Genomic DNA, 22,922 nt, shown 5'->3' on the forward strand with positions numbered 1-22,922 from the left:
GCCTGGCACCACCGGCTGGCTTTGCGGCTTATGGCAAAACGCACGTTACAGATGGACACACCATGGCCGTCAGTGCATTAATTGCGCCGCGCAATATGAGTGAGTAGCGAGTGTGTTGAAGAAAGTCCTGTTTCAGATGCACTGGTTCTTCGGGATCACGGCAGGCCTGGTTCTGACCCTGATGGGTATCACCGGCGCACTGTATTCGTTCGAGGACGAAATTCTCGATGCCTTCAACCCTGACGCTCTGCTTGTTGAAGCGCGCCACGCGACACTGCCGCCCCTCGAGCTTGTGCGCAAACTGGAGGCCGCAACCGGGCTAACCGTTGCCATCCTGCGTGTCGAGACCGTTGGGAATCGTGCCGCTCAGGTGTACTTCACACCTGAACCGGGCGAAAGACGAGGCCCCAAACGCAATTTCGATCCTTACACGGGCGAGCTGAAGGGCGATGCTGCGGGTGAAGGTTTTTTCGATTTCGTCCTGAAACTGCATCGTTATCTGGCCATGGGCGAGTTCGGCAAGCAGATTACGGCGGCCTGTACGCTGATTCTGGTGTTCTTCTGCCTGTCCGGGCTTTACCTTCGCTGGCCCCGACAGGCACGCAACTGGCGTGTCTGGCTGACCCTCGACTGGGCCAAAAAAGGCCGCAGTTTCAACTGGGACCTGCATTCGGTTTTTGGCACATGGTGCCTGTTGTTCTACCTGCTGTTCGCCATTACTGGCTTGAGCTGGTCTTATGACTGGATGAGCAATGGTCTGAACAAGCTGCTGGGCGGCCCGTCGCTGGAGCCGCGCAAGATCTCCACGGTTATCACCGGCAATAAAGAACCTTTGGCAGTGGACTATGCGGCCATCTGGGACAGTATTCAGAAAACTGCCGGGCCTGGCTTACGAGCTTATAACCTGCGCCTGCCTGCTGCGGGTGGTCAGCCTGCCACGGTATTTTACCTGCTGCAGAACTCGCCGCATTCGCGCGCCCTGAACAGCATCACGCTTGACCCGGCCAGCGGGCAGGTCAGTTCAGTGTCGCGCTATGCCGAGCTCAGCATCGGGGAGCAATTGCTGGCCAGCAACTATGCGCTGCACGTGGGGAGCTACTTCGGCCTCTTTGGTCGAATCGTCATGACTGCTGCGGCGTTGATGATGCCGCTGTTTTTTGTTACTGGCTGGTTGCTGTACCTGGATCGACGCCGCAAGCAGCGTGACATCAAAAGCGCACGCATGGCGTTGTCAGAAGACGTATCCGCTGACACGCCTGCCTGGTTGATCGTTTTCGCCAGTCAAAGCGGCTTTGCCGAACAACTGGCGTGGCAGACGGCGAGCCAGTTACAGGTCGCAGGGGTGCCTGCGCGCGTGCAGCGATTGGGCGACGTGACCGTGCAGGATCTGTGTCAAAGCCGTAACGCGCTGTTTATCGTCAGCACATTCGGAGACGGAGAAGCCCCGGACAGTGCCCGAGGGTTCGAGCGCAAGCTAATGGGCAGCCCGATCGCTCTGGACACGCTCAATTACGCAGTACTGGCGCTGGGCGACCGGCAGTATGCGCATTTCTGTGGTTTCGCCCATCGTTTGAATGACTGGCTGGCCGAACGTGGCGCACGCACCCTGTTCGCTCCGATCGAAGTCGACAGGGTCGATCCCGCCGCCTTGCAGCGATGGCAGCAGCAACTCGGGCAACTGACCGGTAGCGCACCGCAATCGGGAAGTTGGCAAGCGCCGGTTTTCGAAAACTGGACCTTGACGCGTCGCGAGCACCTGAACCCTGGCAGCAGCGGTTCGAAGGTGTATCTGCTGGACCTGATTGCTCCAGCATCAACCAGCTGGCAGGCGGGTGACCTGGCCGAGGTGATGCCTCGTAACGCAGCTTCTGCCATTGAGCCGTTTCTTGATGGGTTGGGCATTGATCCGTTTACTCAGGTGCAGGTCGGCGGGTTGCGCGAATCACTCGTACAGGCGCTGGCCACCTGCCAGTTACCGCAGAACCGTGCGCATCTGGTGGGCCTGCATGCGCAAGCGCTGGTCGATGCGTTGGCGCCTCTGTCTGCGCGTGAGTATTCAATCGCTTCCATTCCCGAAGATGGCTGTCTGCAACTCATTGTTCGTCAGGAGGTTCATCCCGACGGCACGCTGGGGCTGGGGTCTGGCTGGCTTACCGAGCATGCCGCTCTCGACAGCGCGATCAGCCTGCGCGTGCGGCGTAACAGCAGCTTTCACCTGCCGGTTGAACCGGTGCCGCTGATTTTGCTTGGCAACGGCACCGGGTTGGCCGGCTTGCGCAGCCTTTTAAGGGCCCGCATTACCCAAGGGCAGATGCGTAACTGGCTGTTATTTGGTGAACGTAATCGGGCATATGACTTCCATTGCGCTACAGAACTGCAGAGTTGGCTGGAGGCCGGTCGTCTGAGCCGTCTTGACCTGGCGTTCTCGCGTGATCAGGCCGAGAAGGTCTACGTGCAGGATCGCTTGCGCGAGACGGCTGATGAGTTGCGCACATGGCTTGATGACGGTGCAGCTATCTACATCTGCGGCAGCTTGCTGGGTATGGCGGCGGGGGTGGATCAGGTGTTGAAGGACGTGCTGGGAGAGCAGAGAGTCAGTGAGCTGATCGAGCAGGGACGTTATCGGCGGGATGTGTACTGACCGGGGTTCTTGCTAATGGAGCGGTTTATGAAGATCAGGCGCGGAGCGTCCAGAAAGGCGTGCCCACGCTGGAGCATGGGCACGATAGGCTTTTAGCTTTTAGCTACGCGGCTACGAACTGCTCGGCGTAATGGCAGGCCACCTGGCGGTTGTCCACCAGACGCAGCTCCGGCACTTCGGTGGAGCAACGCTCGGTCGCATAGGGGCAGCGCTTGTGGAAGGCGCAGCCGCTTGGCGGGTTGAGCGGGTTGGGCAGTTCGCCGACGATCTTGATCTTCGGTTTGAGCGGGTCCGGGTGAATGGTCGGGGTCGCAGACAGTAGCGCTTGTGTGTAAGGGTGCAGCGGACGGTTGTAGATCTCTTCCTTCGGGCCCATTTCCGCAGGGCGGCCCAGGTACATCACCAGAACTGTATCGGCGACATGACGCACCACCGACAGGTTGTGGGAGATGAACACGTAAGCAGTGTTGAACTCCTTTTGCAGATCCATGAACAGGTTCAGCACCTGCGCCTGAATCGACACGTCCAGCGCTGAAGTCGGTTCATCCGCCACCAGCACTTTGGGCTGCAGCATCATCGCCCGGGCCAGCGCGATACGCTGACGCTGACCACCGGAAAACATGTGCGGATAGCGCTGGTAGTGCTCAGGGCGCAAACCGACCTGAGCCATCATGGCCTGCACTTTTTCGCGGCGTTCTGCGGCTGACAGTTTGGTGTTGATCAGCAGCGGTTCGCCTAATTGATCACCGACTTTCTGACGCGGATTCAGCGAGGCATAAGGGCTCTGAAAGACCATCTGTACATCTTTGCGCAGTTGCTTACGTTCAGACTTGCTTGCTCCAGTGACTTCCTGACCGGCGATTTTCAGTGAACCGGAGGAAGGCTCTTCGATCAGGGTCAGGGCGCGGGCCAGTGTCGACTTGCCGCAGCCGGACTCGCCGACCACCGCCAGGGTCTTGCCGGCTTCCAGCTCGAAGGACACACCATTGAGCGCACGCACCAGCGCTGTGCCTTTGAACAGGCCGCGGGAGACTTCGTAGTGACGGGTAAGGTCGCGGGCGGTAAGTACGACGCTCATTACGCCACCTCCTGGTTCAAGGGATAGAAGCAGCGTGCCAGGCTATGTGCCTTAGGCGCCAGGTCCGGACGCTGGGTCCGGCAGTTGTCGCGCACGTAAGGGCAGCGCGGCGACAGCAGGCAACCCTGCGGGCGGTCATAGCGGCCTGGGACCATGCCCGGCAAGGTGGCAAGGCGTTCGGCGCCCATGCTGTGCTCGGGAATGGCGGCGAGCAGCGCCTCGCTGTACGGGTGGGCAGGTACGTCGAACAGCCCCGGCACCTGACCGACTTCGACAGCCTGACCGGCGTACATCACGCAGACACGCTGCGCTGTTTCGGCAACGACGGCCAGGTCGTGGGTGATCAGCACCAGCGCCATGTCCTGTTCTTTCTGCAGGCTCAGCAGCAGGTCCATGATCTGCGCCTGAATGGTCACATCCAGTGCGGTGGTCGGTTCGTCGGCAATCAACAGTTTTGGCTCGCCGGCAATGGCCATGGCAATCGCCACACGCTGGCTCATGCCGCCCGACAGCTGATGCGGGTAGGCATTCAGACGCGCAGCAGCGCCAGGTATTTCAACCTTTTCCAGCAGTTCCAGCGCACGTTGACGTGCAGCCTTGCCCGACATGTTCAGGTGCTGGCGCAATACTTCCTCGATCTGGAAGCCGACGGTGTAGCTCGGGTTCAAGGCCGTCATCGGGTCCTGAAAAACCATCGACAGGTCTTTTCCGATGATGCGACGACGCTGCCGCGAGCTGAGCTTGAGCAGGTCATTGCCGTCGAAGTTGAGCGCATCGGCGGTGATGATGCCGGGCGAATCGATCAGCCCCATCAGCGCCATCATGGTGACGGATTTACCGGAACCCGATTCACCCACGATGGCCAGTACTTCACCCCGGTCTACGCTCAGGGACAGGCCGTCCACAACGGGTACGGCCGTGGTGTCGCCGAAGCGGACATTGAGATTCTTGATTTCAAGAAGTGACATGCGAATCTCCTCAGGCGGCGTTTTTGAGTTTCGGGTCCAGCGCATCGCGCAGACCGTCGCCCATCAGGTTGATTGCCAGCACGCTGAGCAAAATGGTCAGACCAGGCAGGCTTACGACCCACCAGGCACGTTCGATGTAGTCGCGGGCCGAGGCGAGCATGGTGCCCCACTCAGGCGTTGGCGGTTGTACGCCAAGGCCCAGGAAGCCCAGTGCCGCTGCGTCGAGAATCGCCGACGAGAAGCTCAGCGTTGCCTGAACGATCAGCGGCGCCATGCAGTTCGGCAGCACGGTGATGAACATAAGGCGCGGCAGGGTGGCACCGGCCAGACGTGCAGCGGTCACGTAGTCGCGGTTCAGTTCGCCCATCACCGCAGCACGGGTCAGGCGCACGTAGGACGGCAGCGACACGATGGCGATGGCGATGACGGTATTGATCAGGCCAGGGCCGAGAATTGCCACGATGGCGACCGCCAGCAGCAGCGATGGCAGGGCCAGCATGATGTCCATCAGGCGCATGACCGACGGGCCCAACACGCGCGGGAAGAAGCCCGCCAGCAGGCCCAGCAGGATGCCAGGGATCAGCGACATGACCACCGAGGCCAAGCCGATCAGCAGAGACAGGCGCGAACCCTGGATCAGGCGCGACAGCAGGTCACGGCCCAGTTCGTCGGTGCCGAGGATGAATTGCCATTGGCCGCCTTCTAGCCAGACCGGAGGGGTCAGCAGAAAGTCGCGGTACTGCTCGCTCGGGTCATGGGGGGCAACCCATGGGGCGAACAGGGCGCAGAACACGATCAGGATCATGAACATCAGGCCGGCAACTGCGCCTTTGTTCTTGGAGAACGCTTGCCAGAATTCTTTGTACGGGGACGGGTAAAGCAGGCTTTGATCGACTGCTACCGCAGGAGTAGGGGTGCTCATATCGATAATCTCAGCGCTGGTGACGAATGCGTGGGTTGGCAAAGCCGTAGAGGATGTCCACCACGAAGTTGACCAGGATCACCAGACAGGCGATCAGCAGAATGCCGTTTTGCACGACCGGGTAGTCCCGTGCGCCAATGGCTTCGATCAGCCATTTGCCGATGCCGGGCCAGGAGAAGATCGTTTCTGTCAGAACCGCACCGGCCAGCAAGGTACCGATCTGCAGACCGAATACGGTCAGTACCGGGATCAGCGCGTTACGCAAGCCGTGAACGAACACCACGCGGGCAGGCGACAGGCCTTTGGCGCGAGCCGTGCGCACGTAGTCTTCACGCAGTACTTCAAGCATCGACGAGCGAGTCATCCGGGCGATCACCGCCAGCGGGATGGTACCCAGCACGATGGCTGGAAGGATCAGGTGATGCAGGGCATCCAGAAACGCGCCTTGCTCGTCACTGAGCAGCGTGTCGATCAGCATGAAGCCGGTGACCGGCGGAATGTCGTACAGCAAGTCGATCCGCCCGGACACCGGGGTCCAGCCCAGGGTCACCGAGAAGAACATGATGAGGATCAGGCCCCACCAGAAGATCGGCATGGAATAGCCGGCCAGGGATATACCCATGACCCCATGGTCGAACAGGGACCCTCGCTTGAGTGCGGCGATCACGCCCGCCAGCAGGCCAAGGATACCCGCGAAAATCAGGGCTGCCAGCGACAACTCCAGGGTGGCCGGGAACAGCGAGGTGAACTCGCTCCAGACACTGGTGCGCGTGCGCAACGACTCACCGAGATCGCCTTGGGCGAGCTTGCCGATGTAATCGATGTACTGGGCATACAGCGGTTTGTTCAGGCCAAGACGTTCCATGGCCTGAGCGTGCATTTCCGGATCGACCCGGCGCTCACCCATCATGACTTCAACCGGGTCGCCCGGGATCAGACGAATCAGTGCGAACGTCAACAAGGTGATGCCGAAGAAAGTGGGTATCAGCAACCCCACTCGGCGGGCGATAAAACTAAACATCTTGGTGTGTACCTCATCAGCCGGTTAGGCGTGCTCCGGCGAGTCTCGGGTGACGAGCTCGCCGGATTATTTTTCTACTTCACCTGGGTAGTGGCGAAGTTATTGGTGGTGAGCGGGCTGATTACATAGCCCTCTACGTTGTTGCGCATGGCGGTGAACATTCTGGTGTGAGCCATGCTGATCCAAGGCTGGTCCTTGTTGAAGATTGCCTGGGCCTGTTCATAGAGCGTGGCGCGCTCCTGGGGGTTCACTGTTTCGCGAGCCTGATCGATCAGTTTCTGGAAATCGGCGTTGCACCAGCGCGCATAGTTCTCGCCGTTTTTCGCCGCTTCACAACTGAGCATCGGGGTCAGGAAGTTATCAGGGTCGCCATTGTCGCCTGCCCAGCCGGCAGACACCATGTCATGTTCGCCATTTTTGGCACGTTTGAGCATTTCACCCCATTCCATGACGCGAATGTCGATCTTTATGCCGATCTTGGCCAGATCGGACTGCATCATTTGTGCCCCGAGCATCGGGTTGGGGTTGGTCGGGCCACCACCATTGCGGGTGAACAGGGTGAACGTGGTGCCTTCCGGCACACCGGCTTCCTTGAGTAAGGCCCGTGCCTTGTCGAGATCAATCGGCGGATTCTTCAGGCTGTTGTTGTAACCCAGCAGGGTCGGCGGATACGGGTTGACCGCAACCAGCGCATTGCCCTTGCCGAACAGTGCATTGACATAGGCTGCCTTGTCGAAGGCCATGTCGATCGCTTTGCGCACTCGCACGTCGCTCAGGTACTTGTGCGTCGTATTGATCGCAATATAGGAAGTCGTCATGGCCTCCAGTTCTTCGACCTTCAGATTAGGGTCTTTCTTGATGCTCGGAATGTCGTCCGGCTTGGGGTACAGCGCGATCTGGCATTCGTTGGCCTTGAGCTTCTGCAGGCGCACGTTGTTGTCGGTGGCGATGGCCAGAATCAGTGCTTCGGCAGGTGGCTTGCCACGGAAGTAATCCGGGTTGGCCTTGAAACGCACCTGGGCATCTTTTGCGTAACGCTGGAAGATGAACGGGCCGGTGCCGATCGGCTTGCTGTTCAGGTCACCGGTCTTGTTGGCTTTCAGCAACTGGTCGGCGTACTCGGCCGGGTAGATCGAAGCGAAAGCCATGGCGATGTCAGCCAGAAATGGCGCTTCTCGGCGTGTCAGGGTGAACTTGACGGTGTAGTCGTCGGTTTTTTCGACGCTTTTCAGCAGCTCTTTGAAGCCCATGCTTTCAAAGTAGGGGAAACCCACGCTCGACTTGTCATGCCACGGGTGTTTCGGGTCCAGCTGGCGCTGAAAACTCCAAAGCACATCGTCGGCGTTCATGTCGCGGGTCGGTTTGAAATAATCGGTGGTGTGAAACTTGACGCCTTTGCGCAGGTGGAAGGTGTAGGTCAGACCGTCTTCGCTGATCTCCCAGGATTCAGCCAGTGCGGGGATGACTTCAGTCGAACCGGGCTTGAAATCTGCCAGACGGTTGAACACGGTTTCAGCCACGGCATCGGCCGTGACGGCAGTGGTGTACTGCACCATGTCAAAGCCTTCAGGGCTGGCTTCGGTGCAGACCACCAGGGGTTTAGCCGAAACACTGACGGCGACGCTGAGCAGGGCCAGGGCGATCGAGTTGCGTAGCGATAACAGTTTCATTTGTGAACCCTCCATAGAGTTGACGCCGATGGTGATGCCCTGACGCAAGGCTGTTGCATTGCGTCAGGGCGTTTTTCAGCGAATCAGAGAATGTTGAACGGGACAGTGGTCACCAGACGGAATTCGTTGATGTTGCCATCAGCCTGATTCTCGCTGGCGCGGTGGGTGGTGTAGGTCGCGCGGATAGCAGTAGCCTTGAGCGGACCGGACTGCACGGAGTAAGACGAACCGATGCCGTACTCGTAGTGGGTTTCGCCGTCCATTGCCAGCACGTCGGTGTAGCCGGTGCCTTTGTAATGCGTACCGTCGATGTCCCAGCCGCGAGCCTGGTAGATGTTGAACTTCAGGCCTGGCACGCCGTATTCGGCCATGTTCAGCACATAAGCGATCTGCAGGGATTTCTCATTCGGGCCGTTGAAGTCCGAGAGCAGGGAGTTGGCGAGGAAGATCGCGTTGGTGTCGTGGGCGTAGTCGAAGTACTCGTTACCGTTCACTTCCTGATACGCAACGCTCACGCTGTGGGCGTTGTGTGTTCCGGTGAAGGACAGGCTGTAGGTGTCGTTGTCGATCGCGCCCAGCTTGCTCTGGCCAGCATCCTTGGTCTTGTAGTAGTTCAGGTTGGTGCTGAGGGCCAAGGCCTTGCTGTCACCCAGTTCGTGGGTGAAGCCGAAGTAGTACTGATGCCAGAAGTCTTCCAGGTTTGAGGCGTAGAAGCTGGCGGTCAGGCTATCGGTAGGCTTGTAGTCGCCGCCGAACATGTCCAGACGATCAGCAGTCTTGCTGCGATCACCGTATTCGGAGCGGAACTTGTCCAGGCTTTGCTCCATACGTGGCGACACGCGGTCGAAGCTGCCGGCCTGCAGGGACAGGTTGTTGAATTCGTCGCTCTGTACGGCAAAACCCTGGAAGCTGGACGGCAGGGCACGGTTGCCGATGAAGGCGATAACCGGCGTGTTCACCGACTGGCGGCCCATGGTCAGAACTGTATTGGAGACACGGGCCTTGACGTTGCCCAGACCCATTTTGCTCCACTGGCCAACTGCATCGCCGTCACTGTGGGCCAGGGTACGGTTGGAATTGCCTGCGAAGTCATCAGTGTCGCGGTCCAGTGCGATGGCGTTGTACAGGGCCAGTTCTGTGGAGAAACCAACAACACCCTGGGTGTAACCCGAGGTGTAGTTGACGATGGTGCCCTGCTGCCAGTTGATACGGCGCGAGGTCTGCTCAGCGACGCCGTTGTCGTTGTAGCGGAACACCTCGTCGCGACGCTTGAGTTCATTGGCATACCAGTTACGGGTCGTGCCGGTCAGGTGCTGATCTTCGAAAAAGCCGTTGGCGTCGGCCTGGGCATTCTTGGAACTCAGCTGGGTCGGCACGAATGTCTGGCTGGCTGGCTCTGCCTGAACCAACGCGCCGAACGAGGACAGAGACAAGGCCAATAATGCGGTGCTTGTGGTTTTCACTATGTACTGCTCCCTTTATCACTTTTATAAATGCCAGTTCTTTAAGGTCTGGCTTTTGGTGGTGCAGGGTTGGTGGCCCTGCGTTGTTATCAATGCGCAAGTGCTGGCGCCGGCCACCCTTCAAGGCAGCGCAGGCAAGCTTGATTTCCGATCAGTCGGCGATGCTTACGCCGGAAAAGTTGTTGCGGCCAAATGGGCTGACGTGGAAGTCCCTGACCTCGGCGCGCAACGGCTGATTGACCGTCGAGTGGGCAATCGGGGTGATTGGCACCTGTTCCTTGAGGTAACGCTGTGCCTGTTTGTACAGGTCGGTGCGTTGCTCGCGGTCAGTGACGGCGACGGCGGCCTTGACCAGATGGTCGTATTTCTCATCGCACCACATCGAGTAGTTGTTACCGCCAATTGCCGCGCAGCTGTACAGGGTGCCGAGCCAGTTGTCCGGGTCACCGTTGTCGCCGGTCCAGCCGATCAGCGAGATATCGTGCTCGCCATTCTTGGTGCGCTTGAGGTATTCGCCCCATTCGTAACTGACGATCTTGACCTTGATGCCCACGTTGCTCCAGTCGGCCTGAAGCATCTCGGCCATCAACTTCGCATTGGGGTTGTAAGGGCGCTGTACCGGCATGGCCCAAAGGGTCAGTTCGGTGCCTTCCTTGACCCCGGCTGCACGCAAAAGCTCTTTGGCTTTTTCCGGGTTGTAGGGTGCGTCCTTGATGCTGTCGTCGTAGGACCACTGGGTTGGCGGCATGGCGTTGACTGCCAGTTGCCCGGCGCCCTGGTAAACCGCGTTGATGATGGCTTTCTTGTTGACGGCCATGTCCAGCGCCTGACGCACTTCCAGCTTGCCTAATGGCTCATGACGCACGTTGTAGGAGATGTAACCGAGGTTGAAGCCCGGTTTCTCGATGATCTGTAGGCTTTTGTCTTCCTTGAGCTTGGCGAGGTCTGCAGGGCGCGGGTTGACCGAAACCTGGCACTCGTTGGCCTTGAGCTTTTGCATGCGCGCCGAAGCGTCGGTGACTATGGCGAAGATCAACTGGTCGATCTTCACCCGGCTCGGGTCCCAGAACTCCTTGTTGCCCTTGTAGCGAATTTGCGAGTCTTTCTGATAACGCTGGAACACGAATGGGCCAGTGCCGATCGGCTGCTGGTTAATGTCGCGAACGTCCCCCTTGGCCATCAGTTGTTCGGCGTACTCGGCAGACAGGATGCTGGCGAAGTTCATCGCGATGTTCTGAATGAACGCAGCGTCGACCGTATTGAGGGTGAATACCACCGTCAGCGGGCCGGTCTTCTCGATGGACTTGATCTTCTTGTTCAGGCCCATACCGGTGAAGTAAGGGAACTCGGTCGGGTAGGCTTTACGAAATGGATGTTCGGGGTTAAGCATGCGATTGAACGTGAAGACTACATCGTCGGCATTGAAATCACGGCTGGGTTTGAAGTTCTTGTTACTGTGGAACTTCACGCCTTCGCGCAGATGAAACGTGTAGACCAGCCCATCTTCTGAAACATCCCACGAGGTCGCCAAAGCCGGCACCACCGTGGTATCGCCCTGCTTGAATTCGGTCAGGCGGTTATAGATCGGCTCTGAAGCGTCGTTATCGGTTGATGAGGTGTATTGCGCCCCGTCAAAGCCTGCAGGACTTGCTTCCGAACAGAACACCAGATTATTTGCATGGGCCAGCGGAGCCAGGGCAAACAGCCCCAGGCACGACGTCATCGCAAGAGTTTTACGCATGATAATCCCTATCCCTCAAAGGACGAGCCGCGGCTCGAATGTCTAACAGGCCCACAGGCGATAACCGAAAGAGCGCGCCCCATGCTTCACGATTTGCCATAGCCCCCACGCGACAGCTTCCTGCCTGTTGTCGCGACCTTTGGACGGTAAGTCGGTAAAGGCACGCGGTAAATAGGCTCGAATGCTGTAAAGCTCGTAGGAAAAATCGCGATGACAGTGAAAGAGTGTCGGTGACGACACTCTTTCACTGGTCGCATAGGCTCATGTTCAGGTGTAGCAGCTGTGCTGCGCCGCGTGAGCAGCGCAGCAGACCGGCGCCGTTACTTGCCGGTCACGCTCACACCGTAGAAGGAGTTCAAGCCAAACGGGCTGATCTTGAAGTCCTGTACGCTGGTGCGCATGGGTTGATAGACCGTCGAGTGCGCGATAGGCGTCATCGGCACTGCGTCTTTCAAGAGGTGTTGCGCCTGTTTGTACAGTTCGGTGCGCTTGGCTTGATCAGGCGTTTGTTTCGCCTGATGGATCAGCGTGTCGAACGGCTTGTCGCACCATTTGGCAAAGTTGTTGCCATTGAGTGCGTCGCAGCCGAACAGGGTGCCGAGCCAGTTGTCCGGGTCACCATTGTCGCCGCTCCAGCCAATCAGCATCGCGCCGTTTTCACCATTCTTGGCGCGCTTGATGTATTCGCCCCATTCATAGCTGACGATCTTGGCGTTGATACCGATCTTCTTCCAGTCAGACTGAAGCATTTCGGCCATCAGTTTGGCGTTGGGGTTGTAAGGACGCTGAACCGGCATTGCCCAAAGGGTAATTTCGGTGCCTTCCTTTATGCCTGCTTCCTTGAGCAGCGCGCGAGCTTTCTCGGGGTCGTACTTGGCATCTTTGATGGTGGTGTCATAAGACCACTGTGTCGGTGGCATGGCATTGACTGCCAATTGACCTGCGCCCTGATACACCGAGTCAATGATCTGCTGTTTGTTGACCGCCATGTCCAGTGCCTGACGCACTTTCAACTGGGCCAGCGGGTTCGGATGGTCTTCACCCTTGATCTGGTCCATCACGTTGTAGGCGATGTAACCCAGGTTGAAGCCAGCCTGATCAGGCATCTTCAGGTTCTTGTCGGCCTTGAGTGGTTCGAGGTCGGCAGGGCGTGGGTAAGCGGTGATCTGGCATTCGTTTTTCTTGAGCTTCTGCATGCGCACCGAGGCGTCGGTGGTGATGGCGAAGATCAGGTTGTCGACCTTGACGTCCTCAGGCTTCCAGTAGTCCTTGTTACCGGTGTAACGGATGTTGGAGTCTTTCTGGTAGCTCTTGAACACGAACGGGCCAGTGCCGATCGGCTGCTGGTTGATCAGCTCGGGCTTGCCTTCCTTGAGCAGCTTGGCGGCATATTCTGCGGACTGGATCGACGCAAAGCTCATGGCCATGTTCTGGATGAACGCAGCGTCGACCTTGCCAAGAACGAATTTGACGGTGTGATCGTCGACCTTCTCGATCTTGGTGATGTTGGTGTCCATCGCCATGTCGGTGAAGTAAGGGAATTCGGTCGGATACGCTTTGCGGTAAGGCATGTCCTTGTCGATCATGCGGTTGAACGTGAACAACACGTCATCGGCATTGAATTCACGCGTCGGCTTGAAGTACGGCGTGGTGTGGAACTTGACGCCTTCGCGCAGGTGGAAGGTGTACGTCAGGCCGTCTTCAGAGATGTCCCATTTTGTGGCCAGGCCTGGCACAACGGCGGTGCCGCCACGTTCAAACTGGCTCAAGCGGTTGAAAATGGTCTCTGCCGAGGCGTCGAAGTCAGTGCCTGTGGTGTATTGACCCGGATCGAATCCGGCAGGACTGCCCTCGGAGCAGAACACCAGGTTCGAGGCTGCGTGGGCGAAAGGTGCGCTGGCTAGCAAGCTGGCGCCGAGCAGAAACGGAATGACCGCGTTTTTGAGCATGGTTGCCTCAGTTGTTGTCATTTTTTGATTAGAGGGAACGACCTCATGAGCCGATCCATCCGATACTTATGCAGGGGCCATACCCAAAGCAAGACAATGACGTCAAAGAAGCTACAAAGAGTGGCACGATCGTACAGGAATGTCGCGAAAGTGTAATTTTTTGGAGAGTTGAACGTTTGCGCGGGGTATTTCGCAGGGGTTCGCGCACCGTTAAGGCGCAACCGGGTGTGAAAAATGCACCCGGTTAGGGCCATATTGTTACTTCGCTGTAGTCAGGCCGACACCATAGAAGGGGGTGAGGCCGAACGGACTGATCTTGAAGTCCTGCACTTCCTTGCGCATTGGCTGAAACACTTTGGAGTTGGCGATGGGCGTGATCGGCACTTGTTGCTTGAGGATGTGCTGAGCCTGCTGGTAGAGCTTAATGCGTTCGTCCCGGTTGGTCGTGATCTTGGCCTGTTGCACCAGTTTGTCGTAAGCCGGGTCGCACCATTTGGCGTAGTTGCTGCCTTTGACAGCTGCGCAGCTATAGAGCACACCCAGCCAGTTGTCAGGGTCGCCATTGTCGCCGGTCCAGCCGTAGATCATCGCGTCGTGCTCGCCTGCCTTGGCGCGCTTGATGTACTCGCCCCATTCATAGCTGACGATGTTGGCCTTGATGCCTATCTTTTCCCAGTCCGACTGAATCATCTGCGCCGACATGCGCGCATTGGGGTTGGAAGCGCGCTGGACCGTCATGGCCCACAGGTCGATTTTGGTCCCCGGCGCGACGCCAGCTTCCTTGAGCAGTTGTCTGGCCTTGGTCAGGTCGTGTGGCGCATCCTTGATCGTCGGGTCGAAGCTCCACTGGTCTGGCGGCAGGGCATTCTCGGCCAGTTGACCTGCGCTCTGGTAGACCGCCTTGATAATGGCCGGCTTGTCGATAGCCATGTCCAGCGCCTGACGGACCTTGAGCTGGTCAAGTGGCTTGTGGGTAACGTTGTAGGCCAGGAAACCCAGGTTGAAGCCAGGCTGGCTGAGGACCTTGAGGTCAGGGTCCTTTTTCATTTCTTCAATGTCCTGAGGACGCGGATAGCCGCTGACCTGGCACTCGCCGGCCTTGAGCTTCTGCATGCGCACCGCGGCATCGCTGCTGATCGAGAAGATCAGGTTGTCGATCTTCACGTCCTCGGGCTTCCAGTACTCGGTGTTGCCGACGTAACGGATCTGCGAGTCTTTCTGGTAGCGCTTGAATACGAACGGCCCGGTGCCGATGGGTTTCTGGTTGAGTTCTTCGGCCTTGCCTTCCTTGAGCAACTGGTCGGCGTATTCGGCGGACTGAATAGAGGCAAAGCTCATGGCCAGATTCTGCACGAACGCTGCATCGATAGTGTTCAGGGTGAAACGGACGGTTTGCGGGTCTATTTTTTCGACGCTCTTGATTGTCGTGTTCAGGCCCATGTCAGTGAAGTAGGGCGACTCCGACGGGTAGGCTTTGCGAAAAGGATGATTGGCGTCGAGCAGGCGGTTGAACGTAAACAAAACGTCGTCGGCGTTGAACGCGCGGGTTGGCTTGAAATAGTCCGTGGTGTGGAATTTCACGCCGTCGCGCAGATGAAACGTGTAGGTCAGCCCGTCGGGTGATACGTCCCAGTTGGACGCCAGCCCGGGCTCTACTTCGGTCCCGCCACGCTTGAACTGGGTCAGGCGATTGAAGACGGTTTCGGCCGACGCATCGAAGTCGGTGCCGCTGGTGTACTGGCTGGGGTCAAAGCCTGCCGGGCTGGCTTCAGAGCAGTACACCAGGGTGCTGGCTGCGTGGGCCAGCGGGACGCAGGCCAGCAGTGTGGTGCTCAGGAGCAGCGGTTTGAAAAGTGTGTGTCCCATGGATCCCTCGCGTGGTACGGCAGTCACCGTGCTTTAAGTCGACAATAAGATAGACACGGATAGTGCCGTACTTGGTCCGGGTGGGACAATACGCTTACTTGCCGGTAATCCTCGCCCACAAGTCCGACAGCGAGGCACTTTCGAAGAATACGTTCAGAAAATGGCTGCCGTCCTGGCTGAAACGCTGCAGGTCTTTCTTCGCGTTGCTCTGCAATTGAACACGGGTCTGGTCCAGCTCGCTCTTGAGTGCAGCACGGCTGAGCTGTTCGGGGTTTGCCTCGGCCCATTCACTGACGATGCGGTCCTGCCAGTCACAGTCCATCGGGTGGGTGAAAAAACTTGCGGCAACGTGGGCCGGATGTTCGACACCTTCCTTCGCGTGCCAATGGTTCAGAACGGCCCTGCCTGTTTCAAGCACCGCTGTTCTGGCAAGCTCTGCGGCGAGGACATGCAGCGGATGTTGCGCATGATCTTTGGCCAGCTGGGAATGCGACGGGTCGGTCGAGCCGCTGGTGTTCGGGTCCTCGTCGAGCATGGTCTGCACGTCGTCAACGCTGTTGCCCAGCCAGACGGTCAGGCTTTGCAGGACGATCCCGAAAGCATTTCCCAGCAATCGTCCTGGTGTAACAATGAAGGCATAGAACTGTTCGACCTGTTCGGAGAACGGCTGGCTGGCCCATTGGTCACGCGCTTCGAGGAAAGCCTCGTAGCCTGCAAGCAGGCGCTGGTCAGGGTGCTCGCCAAGGATGATCTGGATGATCTGGTCGCGCTCGTAGCGTTCTCCGGCCTTGAACGCTTCGAACGGTTTGTCGTCTGGCGAGAACAGAATCTTGCCAAGGGGTTCTGCAAGGCTGGCGATGATGTCGCTGCCGCCGAACGTACCTGTGACGAGGGGCAGTGAGTGCCTGCAGTCTGCCTTCGACGTCCACGGCAACACGTCGGTATAGCCCTGCTTGATCAGGCTCAGTTCAGCGAAATTGGAATGGGCAAAGAAGTCTTCGAGAACATGCAGTGCAGCACCCATGTCCCGCAACCCGTCCGTGGAGTGGGCACCGGCCTCTACGGCCGACTTCAGGCCTGCGGTCATGATGTCTGCCGAGCGCTGAAGGTAGCGCTTCATCGAGGTGTCATGGTCGACCTGCAAGGCCGGATCGTCAGGTAGTACCCATTCGTCAAAGTCGCCGTCGCGCTCTTTTGGGTTGGCCGGGTTGGGGTTTGTAGCCTTAGGGTTGTCGATGTGCTCGCCAGGGCGATAGACGCAGAGCCGTTGCGCATTTACTACAAAGTGTGAACGGTCCACGTGCATCAGGTCGGTGAACTCCTTCACTGCCAGAACATCCACGATGCGGGTCAGTGCATCGCGGGAAAGCAGGTCAGGGAAGCTTTTCGGCATGCTCGTCGCCCTGACGATCTTCGGGTCGAGCAGTTGCGAATAGTCGCGCAGCCAGTTGCCGAAATAGATCGCGCGGATTTGTTCCGGCGTGAAACCGGCAGATTCGAGAGCAGTCTCGATCGAAGCATGCGTGTGTTTGTCTTCGTCGCCTTTGCCTGCTTCAAATCGCAGTGGCACTGGAAGCTCTTCGCCGTTGCTATCCATGATCTGATCGATGGCAACAGCCGGGTGCTGGGGACTCATCCTTGATTCCTTGATGATAAGACGGCGAGCCGGGTCATTCGGCCGGCGTGACCGTGTTTGAACGGGAGGTGGCAATTTTCGCGCGCACCGGGTTTGCCGACAATCAGGCGACGTATCAGCAGGCGTAGGCGATTGCCGAGGGGGAGGGGGGCAAGAGAAGGGCGAGTGTGGGAAAAGGCGGTAGCCGAAACTACCGCCCCATGATTCAGGGAATAGCGACTTCGATGATGCCATCAGCTGCAACGCTGACCTGGCTGGTGCCGGCTTCGACATCCGGGGTCGGTGCAGAATCTTCACGTAACGATTTGGCCATCATCATGACGGGCGCACGCAGGTAGGGTTGCGGGTAGCCTGACGTATTGAGGTTCAGGTTGACCAGCTTGTAGCCTGTGCCGCCCAGCGCCTCGGTGACCAGTTGCGCGCGGGCCTTGAATGCGTTCACGGCGTCCTTGAGCAATGCGTCTTCGCTGGTCTTGCGGGTCGCAGGCGATATCGAGAAGTCCATGCCGCCCATTTTCAGGTCCGTCAGCAGCTCGCCGGTCAGCTTCGACAGCACCGCGAAGTCTGCGCTTTCGAGGCGCAGTTCGGCGCGTTCACGCCAGCCGGTGATCTTCTGGCCTTTGTCGTCGTAGACCGGGTAGCTGTTGCGGCTGCCCTGGCGAATCTTCACATCCTTGACCTGCCGTGCCTGACCCAGCGCCTTGTTCAGTGTCTCAGTGATCTGTGCCGCCAGTTTGGCCGGGTCACTGTCCTGGGCTTCTGTGTACAGCGTGACGAGCATCAGGTCGCGCTGAACCTCCTGATTGACCTCGGCGCGCAAGGATATCTGGTTATAGCGGGCTTCTTCAGCCAGCGCTGGCAGGCTGGACAGGGCAGCGGCCAGCGCGACGAGCGCGGCAGCAGGACGGAGATTGAACATGAAAGCTCCTTGTTATCAAACGGCCGCCGACAATTGTCGAATGGCGCAAAGTTCTCTGACTGTAGCGGTTTGGCCCGGTTCCTGCGATGACAGACTGCTTCGGTGTGCGGTGCGTTGACGCACTTTTCCAGTTTTGGCTCCCGCTTGGTTATACTCGCAACGATCCACCTGGAGCACTCATCAGGAGAGCTCATGCTCGCCCCCGTTCAAATGCTTTCAGCCACACGGCAAAACCTGTGGCGCCTGACATTCATCCGTATTCTGGTGCTGGCCGCGCAAGCGGGCTCGGTGGGAATGGCGTGGCTGTTCGACTTTCTGCCGCTGCCGTGGCTGCAACTGTCTATAACACTGGGTTGCTCGCTGGTGCTGTGCGGGCTGACTGTGATCCGCCTGCGCACGTCCCTGCCGCTGACCGAGTTCGAGTATGCGCTGCAACTGGCGCTGGACCTGCTTATCCACAGCGCCTTGCTGTACTACTCGGGCGGCTCGGCCAACCCGTTCGTTTCCTACTATCTGGTGCCGCTGACCATCGCCGCCGCAACCTTGCCGTGGCGTTACTCGCTGATTCTGTCCGGTTTCGCGCTGACCATGTACACCCTGTTGATGGTGCGTTCCTACCCGCTGGAAACGGACTCGATTGCCCGTGAGAGCATGCAGGTCTACGGCATGTGGCTGAGCTTTGCGCTGGCAGCGGCAGTCATCACGTTCTTCGCGGCAAAGATGGCCGAAGAATTACGTAGTCAGGAGCAACTGCGTGCCGAGCGTCGTGAGGAGGGCCTGCGCGACCAGCAGTTGCTCGCCGTCGCCACCCAGGCAGCAGGCGCCGCCCATGAGCTGGGTACACCGCTGGCGACCATGAGCGTGCTGCTCAAGGAAATGCGTCAGGACCACAGCGACCCGGCGCTGCAAGAAGACCTGTCGGTGTTGCAGGAGCAGGTCAAGCAGTGCAAGCAGACCCTCCAGCAACTGGTGCGGGCTGCCGAGGCCAACCGGCGCATGGCCGTCGAGCATCAGACTGCCACGCGCTGGCTGGACGAATCGCTCAATCGCTGGCACTTGATGCGCCCTGAAGTGAGTTACCGCTTCTATCAGTTGGGCGAGGGCGAAGTGCCTACACTGGCGCCGCCGCCCGACCTGACTCAGGCGTTGCTCAATCTGCTTAATAACGCTGCCGATGCCTGTCCCGACGGGCTGGAAGTGAACCTGGATTGGGACAACGCGGAAATCTGCATCAGTATTCGTGACCACGGCGCCGGTGTGCCTCTGGCCATTGCCGAGCAGATCGGCAAACCGTTCTTTACTACCAAGGGCAAAGGTTTCGGCCTGGGTCTGTTCCTTAGCAAGGCCAGCGTCACCCGTGCGGGTGGCTCGGTAAAGCTCTACAGTCATGAAGAAGGCGGTACGCTCACCGAGTTGCGCCTGCCCCGAAACACGCGAGGAGAAGAAGCATGAGTGAGGATGACATTCAGGTCGAAGGCGAAGAGCTGCCGCATCTGTTGCTGGTCGATGACGACGCGACGTTCACCCGTGTGATGGCCAGGGCCATGAGCCGCCGTGGCTTTCGCGTGAGCACGGCAGGCTCGGCAGAAGAGGGCTTGGCGCTGGCGCAGCAGGACATTCCCGAATATGCCGCGCTGGATCTTAAAATGGACGGCGATTCCGGTCTGGTTCTGCTGCCCAAGCTGCTGGAACTGGACCCGGACATGCGCGTGGTGATCCTCACCGGTTATTCGAGCATTGCCACCGCAGTCGAAGCCATCAAGCGTGGTGCATGCAACTACCTGTGCAAGCCGGCTGATGCGGACGACGTATTGGCGGCGCTGCTGTCCGAACACGCCAATCTCGACACGCTGGTCCCCGAGAACCCTATGTCGGTGGATCGTCTGCAGTGGGAGCATATCCAGCGTGTGCTGACTGAACACGAGGGCAATATTTCAGCAACTGCCCGTGCATTGGGCATGCATCGCCGGACCTTGCAGCGCAAGTTGCAGAAGCGCCCGGTGCGGCGTTGATGAAGGTTTTTTCATAGTGATCGTGTAAGCGTTCTTTTGCTTCATTGTGCTCAGGCCGTACTTTCAAAGAGAGCGAGCCTGAACTACATGAATCGCAATGCTGAATATTCTGCCGTCAACGATGCTGTCAAAGGGGCGTTTCTACGCCGCGTCTGGAAGCTGATAACGCCGTACTGGCGCAGCGAAGAAAAGGCCACTGCCTGGCTGTTGCTGATTTCGGTGATCGCCCTGTCGCTGTTCAGCGTGCAGGTGTCGGTCTTCTTCAACAGCTGGTACCGGGATTTTTACAACGCCCTGCAGAACAAGGATCTGGCGGCGTTCACCCACCTCATCCTGTACTTCAGCGGCATCGCAGCCATCGCCATTCTGGCTGCGGTCTATCGCCTGTACCTGACCCAGCTGCTGACCATCCGCTGGCGCCGCTGGCTGACAGAGCAGCACTTCGCCCGCTGGCTGGCGGATAAAAATTACTATCACCTGGAGCAGGGCGGTTACACCGATAACCCTGACCAACGCCTTTCAGAAGACCTGAACGAATTCACCACCAGCACCCTCAGTCTGGGGCTCGGTCTGATGAGTTCGGTTGTCAGCCTTGTTTCGTTTTCGGTCATTCTCTGGGGCGTGTCAGGCAGCATCGAGCTGTTCGGCATCACCATTCCAGGTTACATGTTCTGGGCGGCCATGCTCTATGCGCTGGTGGGCAGCCTGTTGACGCACTGGATCGGTAAACGGCTGATCCCGTTGAACAACCAGCAGGAGCGCTTTGAGGCAGACCTGCGCTTCGCGCTGGTCAGGGTGCGCGAAAACGCCGAGAGCATCGCCTTGTCCGAGGGCGAGCGTAATGAAAACCAGCGCCTCAGCGGACGCTTCCAGATGATCTGGAATAACTTTCGAACGTCGATGAAAGTGCAGAAGCGACTGACCTTCTTCACCTCGGGCTATTCGCAGATCGCCTTGATTTTCCCCTTCATCGTGGCAGCTCCACGGTATTTCGCGGGCAAGATCGAACTGGGTGATCTGATGCAGATCAACTCGGCGTTCGGTAACGTGCAGGAGAACTTCAGCTGGTTTATCAGTGCGTATGGGACGCTGGCTTCCTGGCGTGCCACGTCTGACCGTCTGCTGAGCTTCCGACAGGCCATGAGCGATCACGAGGCGCAGCAACCTGCCATCGAAAGGACACGCTCCGAAGACGCGTTGGAACTGCGTAATCTGGGGCTGGAAATTGCCGGTGGTCGTCAATTGCTCACCGATGCCAACCTGCGTATTGGTGCAGGCGAGCGGGTCATGTTGAGCGGTCGTTCCGGCAGCGGGAAAAGCTCGCTGCTGAGGGCGCTGGGCGGGCTATGGCCAAACGGTTCAGGGCAGATCCGTCTTCCCGCAGGGCCAGCGCTGTTTCTGCCGCAACGGCCTTATCTACCGATCGGGACGCTGCGCGAGGCAATGAGTTATCCACAGCCTGCAGATCACTATGCTGCCGAGCGCTTTGCCGACGTGTTGAATCAATGCCGTCTGGAACACCTGATTCCACGACTGGATGAAAGCAATCACTGGCAGCGTTTTCTGTCGCCGGGCGAGCAGCAGCGGGTAGCGTTTGCGCGCGCCTTGCTGATTGCACCGCGCTGGTTGTTGGTAGACGAGGCCACTTCAGCCATGGACGAGGATGACGAAACCGCCATGCATCGCGCGATCATTGACGGCTTGCCCGGCCTGACGCTGGTCAGCGTCGGCCATCGCAGCAGCCTGCAACGTTTTCACGATCGGCATGTGCGTGTCGAGGGCGGTCAATTGGTCGAACAGCGGGCAGCGGGCTCTGTCTGACAAGGCTTGTGTCCTACAGGCGGTATTTTTTGAGGGTGTGATCATATAACCGCTGAGCTATCATTAGCCCTTGTTTAGCAGTCCAGAGATCGATGTTGGATGGAAAATCAAAGCGCTCCGCCCCGCGCCCGTAGAAAACACCGCAGCCTCGCGCAGGAGCTGGTCACCGAGCTGTCCGAGCGTATTCGCAGCGGACAGCTCAAGCGTGGCGATAAACTGCCCACTGAATCCGCGATCATGGAAGAGCAGGGCGTCAGCCGCACGGTGGTGCGCGAGGCCATTTCGCGCCTGCAGGCGTCCGGGCTGGTCGAAACCCGTCACGGGATCGGCACCTTCGTTCTCGACACTCCCAGCCCCAGCGGCTTCCGGATTGATCCGGCGACCATCGTGACCCTGCGTGATGTACTGGCGATTCTCGAATTGCGCATCAGCCTCGAAGTCGAGTCGGCAGGGCTGGCAGCTCAGCGCAGAAGCGATGAGCAACTGGCGGCCATGCGTTCGGCACTGGACGCACTCAATGAAAGTGCCGCACATGCCACCGATGCAGTAGCGTCGGATTTCCAGTTTCATCTGCAGATTGCCCTGTCGACCGGCAACCGCTATTTCACTGACATCATGACTCACCTGGGGACCAGCATCATTCCGCGCACGCGCCTGAACTCGGCGCGTCTGGCCCATGATGATCAGCAGCACTACATGGACCGGCTAAGCCGTGAGCACGAAGAGATTTTCGACGCCATCGCCCGTCAGGACTCCGATGCCGCTCGCGCTGCCATGCGCCTGCACCTGACCAACAGCCGCGAACGCCTGCGCCACGCGCATGAAGAAGCAGAGTCGCAGCGGGCTTGAGGATCGGATGTAGCGGGCCGCGAAGACGAATTGGCAGGTCGGCGATCTCGAGAGGCTGCAATGGCTTCGCATCAGATTAAGCTCCTTGTGCGGGGGGATGTAAGAGCGGACTTGTCCGCGAAGGCGATGGTTCAGACACAGAAAATGCACCGGATGTACTGGCCCATTCGCGAGCAAGCTCGCTCCCACGACGTATGGCGAAGACCACCCGCGGACTTGTCCACGAAGGCGGTCTGACAGGTCAGTTATCTCCAGAGGCTGTAATGGCCTCGTCGTGAGCAATGCGGATCGCCGCCCCGGTCACTCGCATACAGATACAGCCGAGGTGGCTTGTTTTGGTGCCGTTTCGCACCGCAGCGTCAAAAT

The 22,922-nt window shown here is 58.7% G+C and carries 16 protein-coding genes; 5 read left to right on the forward strand and 11 right to left on the reverse strand.

The window, feature by feature from the left end; translation table 11 throughout:
- Positions 1-115 precede the first annotated feature (115 nt).
- The gene (locus tag POR16_RS04070; RefSeq protein WP_005894262.1) at positions 116-2,641 is read left to right on the forward strand and encodes a sulfite reductase flavoprotein subunit alpha; all 2,526 of its coding nucleotides are present in this window, start codon (positions 116-118) and stop codon (positions 2,639-2,641) included.
- A 103-nt stretch (positions 2,642-2,744) separates the two neighbouring features.
- Here POR16_RS04070 and POR16_RS04075 read toward each other — a convergent pair whose 3' ends face one another.
- The 11 genes from POR16_RS04075 to POR16_RS04125 form a co-directional block, all read right to left on the reverse strand.
- Positions 2,745-3,719 carry a peptide ABC transporter ATP-binding protein gene (locus tag POR16_RS04075; RefSeq protein WP_024690161.1) on the reverse strand — a complete coding sequence of 325 codons (975 nt, stop codon included), beginning with the start codon at positions 3,717-3,719 and terminating at the stop codon, positions 2,745-2,747.
- Positions 3,719-4,687, reverse strand: a complete 969-nt coding sequence (locus POR16_RS04080) for an ABC transporter ATP-binding protein (protein WP_005905942.1) — start codon at positions 4,685-4,687, stop codon at positions 3,719-3,721. The genes POR16_RS04075 and POR16_RS04080 overlap by 1 nt, the downstream gene beginning before the upstream one ends.
- 10 nt (positions 4,688-4,697) lie before the next feature.
- Positions 4,698-5,609 (reverse strand): ABC transporter permease subunit, encoded by a 912-nt coding sequence (locus POR16_RS04085; protein WP_005887019.1) that lies wholly within the window; start codon positions 5,607-5,609, stop codon positions 4,698-4,700.
- A gap of 10 nt (positions 5,610-5,619) precedes the next feature.
- On the reverse strand, positions 5,620-6,630 hold the full coding sequence (locus POR16_RS04090; RefSeq protein WP_005887021.1) for an ABC transporter permease subunit: 1,011 nt from the start codon (positions 6,628-6,630) through the stop codon (positions 5,620-5,622).
- A gap of 74 nt (positions 6,631-6,704) precedes the next feature.
- Positions 6,705-8,300: an ABC transporter substrate-binding protein gene (locus POR16_RS04095; RefSeq protein WP_005887024.1), complete on the reverse strand. Its 1,596-nt coding sequence runs from the start codon at positions 8,298-8,300 to the stop codon at positions 6,705-6,707.
- A gap of 83 nt (positions 8,301-8,383) precedes the next feature.
- The gene (locus POR16_RS04100; protein WP_005887025.1) at positions 8,384-9,763 is read right to left on the reverse strand and encodes an OprD family porin; all 1,380 of its coding nucleotides are present in this window, start codon (positions 9,761-9,763) and stop codon (positions 8,384-8,386) included.
- Positions 9,764-9,914: 151 nt separating this feature from the next.
- Positions 9,915-11,504 carry an ABC transporter substrate-binding protein gene (locus tag POR16_RS04105; RefSeq protein WP_005887026.1) on the reverse strand — a complete coding sequence of 530 codons (1,590 nt, stop codon included), beginning with the start codon at positions 11,502-11,504 and terminating at the stop codon, positions 9,915-9,917.
- Between the two features lie 320 nt (positions 11,505-11,824).
- Positions 11,825-13,453, reverse strand: coding sequence for an ABC transporter substrate-binding protein (locus POR16_RS04110; protein WP_005887028.1), 1,629 nt, complete (start codon positions 13,451-13,453; stop codon positions 11,825-11,827).
- Positions 13,454-13,711: 258 nt separating this feature from the next.
- Positions 13,712-15,319, reverse strand: a complete 1,608-nt coding sequence (locus tag POR16_RS04115; protein WP_005887031.1) for an ABC transporter substrate-binding protein — start codon at positions 15,317-15,319, stop codon at positions 13,712-13,714.
- Positions 15,320-15,413: 94 nt separating this feature from the next.
- Positions 15,414-16,955: an HET-C-related protein gene (locus tag POR16_RS04120; RefSeq protein ID WP_005887033.1), complete on the reverse strand. Its 1,542-nt coding sequence runs from the start codon at positions 16,953-16,955 to the stop codon at positions 15,414-15,416.
- Positions 16,956-17,160: 205 nt separating this feature from the next.
- Positions 17,161-17,874, reverse strand: coding sequence for an SIMPL domain-containing protein (locus POR16_RS04125; protein ID WP_005887034.1), 714 nt, complete (start codon positions 17,872-17,874; stop codon positions 17,161-17,163).
- A gap of 192 nt (positions 17,875-18,066) precedes the next feature.
- Between POR16_RS04125 and POR16_RS04130 the strand changes: the two genes are divergently transcribed.
- The 4 genes from POR16_RS04130 to POR16_RS04150 all read left to right on the forward strand — a co-directional run bounded on the left by POR16_RS04130 (position 18,067) and on the right by POR16_RS04150 (position 22,556).
- A complete protein-coding gene (locus tag POR16_RS04130) occupies positions 18,067-19,326 on the forward strand; it encodes an ATP-binding protein (RefSeq protein ID WP_055003467.1) in 1,260 nt (419 codons plus the stop codon).
- Positions 19,323-19,886: a response regulator transcription factor gene (locus POR16_RS04135; protein WP_005888899.1), complete on the forward strand. Its 564-nt coding sequence runs from the start codon at positions 19,323-19,325 to the stop codon at positions 19,884-19,886. The genes POR16_RS04130 and POR16_RS04135 overlap by 4 nt, the downstream gene beginning before the upstream one ends.
- Before the next feature lie 87 nt (positions 19,887-19,973).
- Positions 19,974-21,707 carry an ABC transporter ATP-binding protein/permease gene (locus POR16_RS04145; RefSeq protein ID WP_005888900.1) on the forward strand — a complete coding sequence of 578 codons (1,734 nt, stop codon included), beginning with the start codon at positions 19,974-19,976 and terminating at the stop codon, positions 21,705-21,707.
- A 99-nt stretch (positions 21,708-21,806) separates the two neighbouring features.
- Complete coding sequence (locus POR16_RS04150) at positions 21,807-22,556, forward strand: FadR/GntR family transcriptional regulator (RefSeq protein ID WP_002555183.1); 750 nt, start codon at positions 21,807-21,809, stop codon at positions 22,554-22,556.
- Positions 22,557-22,922 lie beyond the last annotated feature (366 nt).

Source organism: Pseudomonas coronafaciens pv. oryzae str. 1_6, assembly GCF_000156995.2.
GTDB lineage: Bacteria > Pseudomonadota > Gammaproteobacteria > Pseudomonadales > Pseudomonadaceae > Aquipseudomonas > Aquipseudomonas tremae.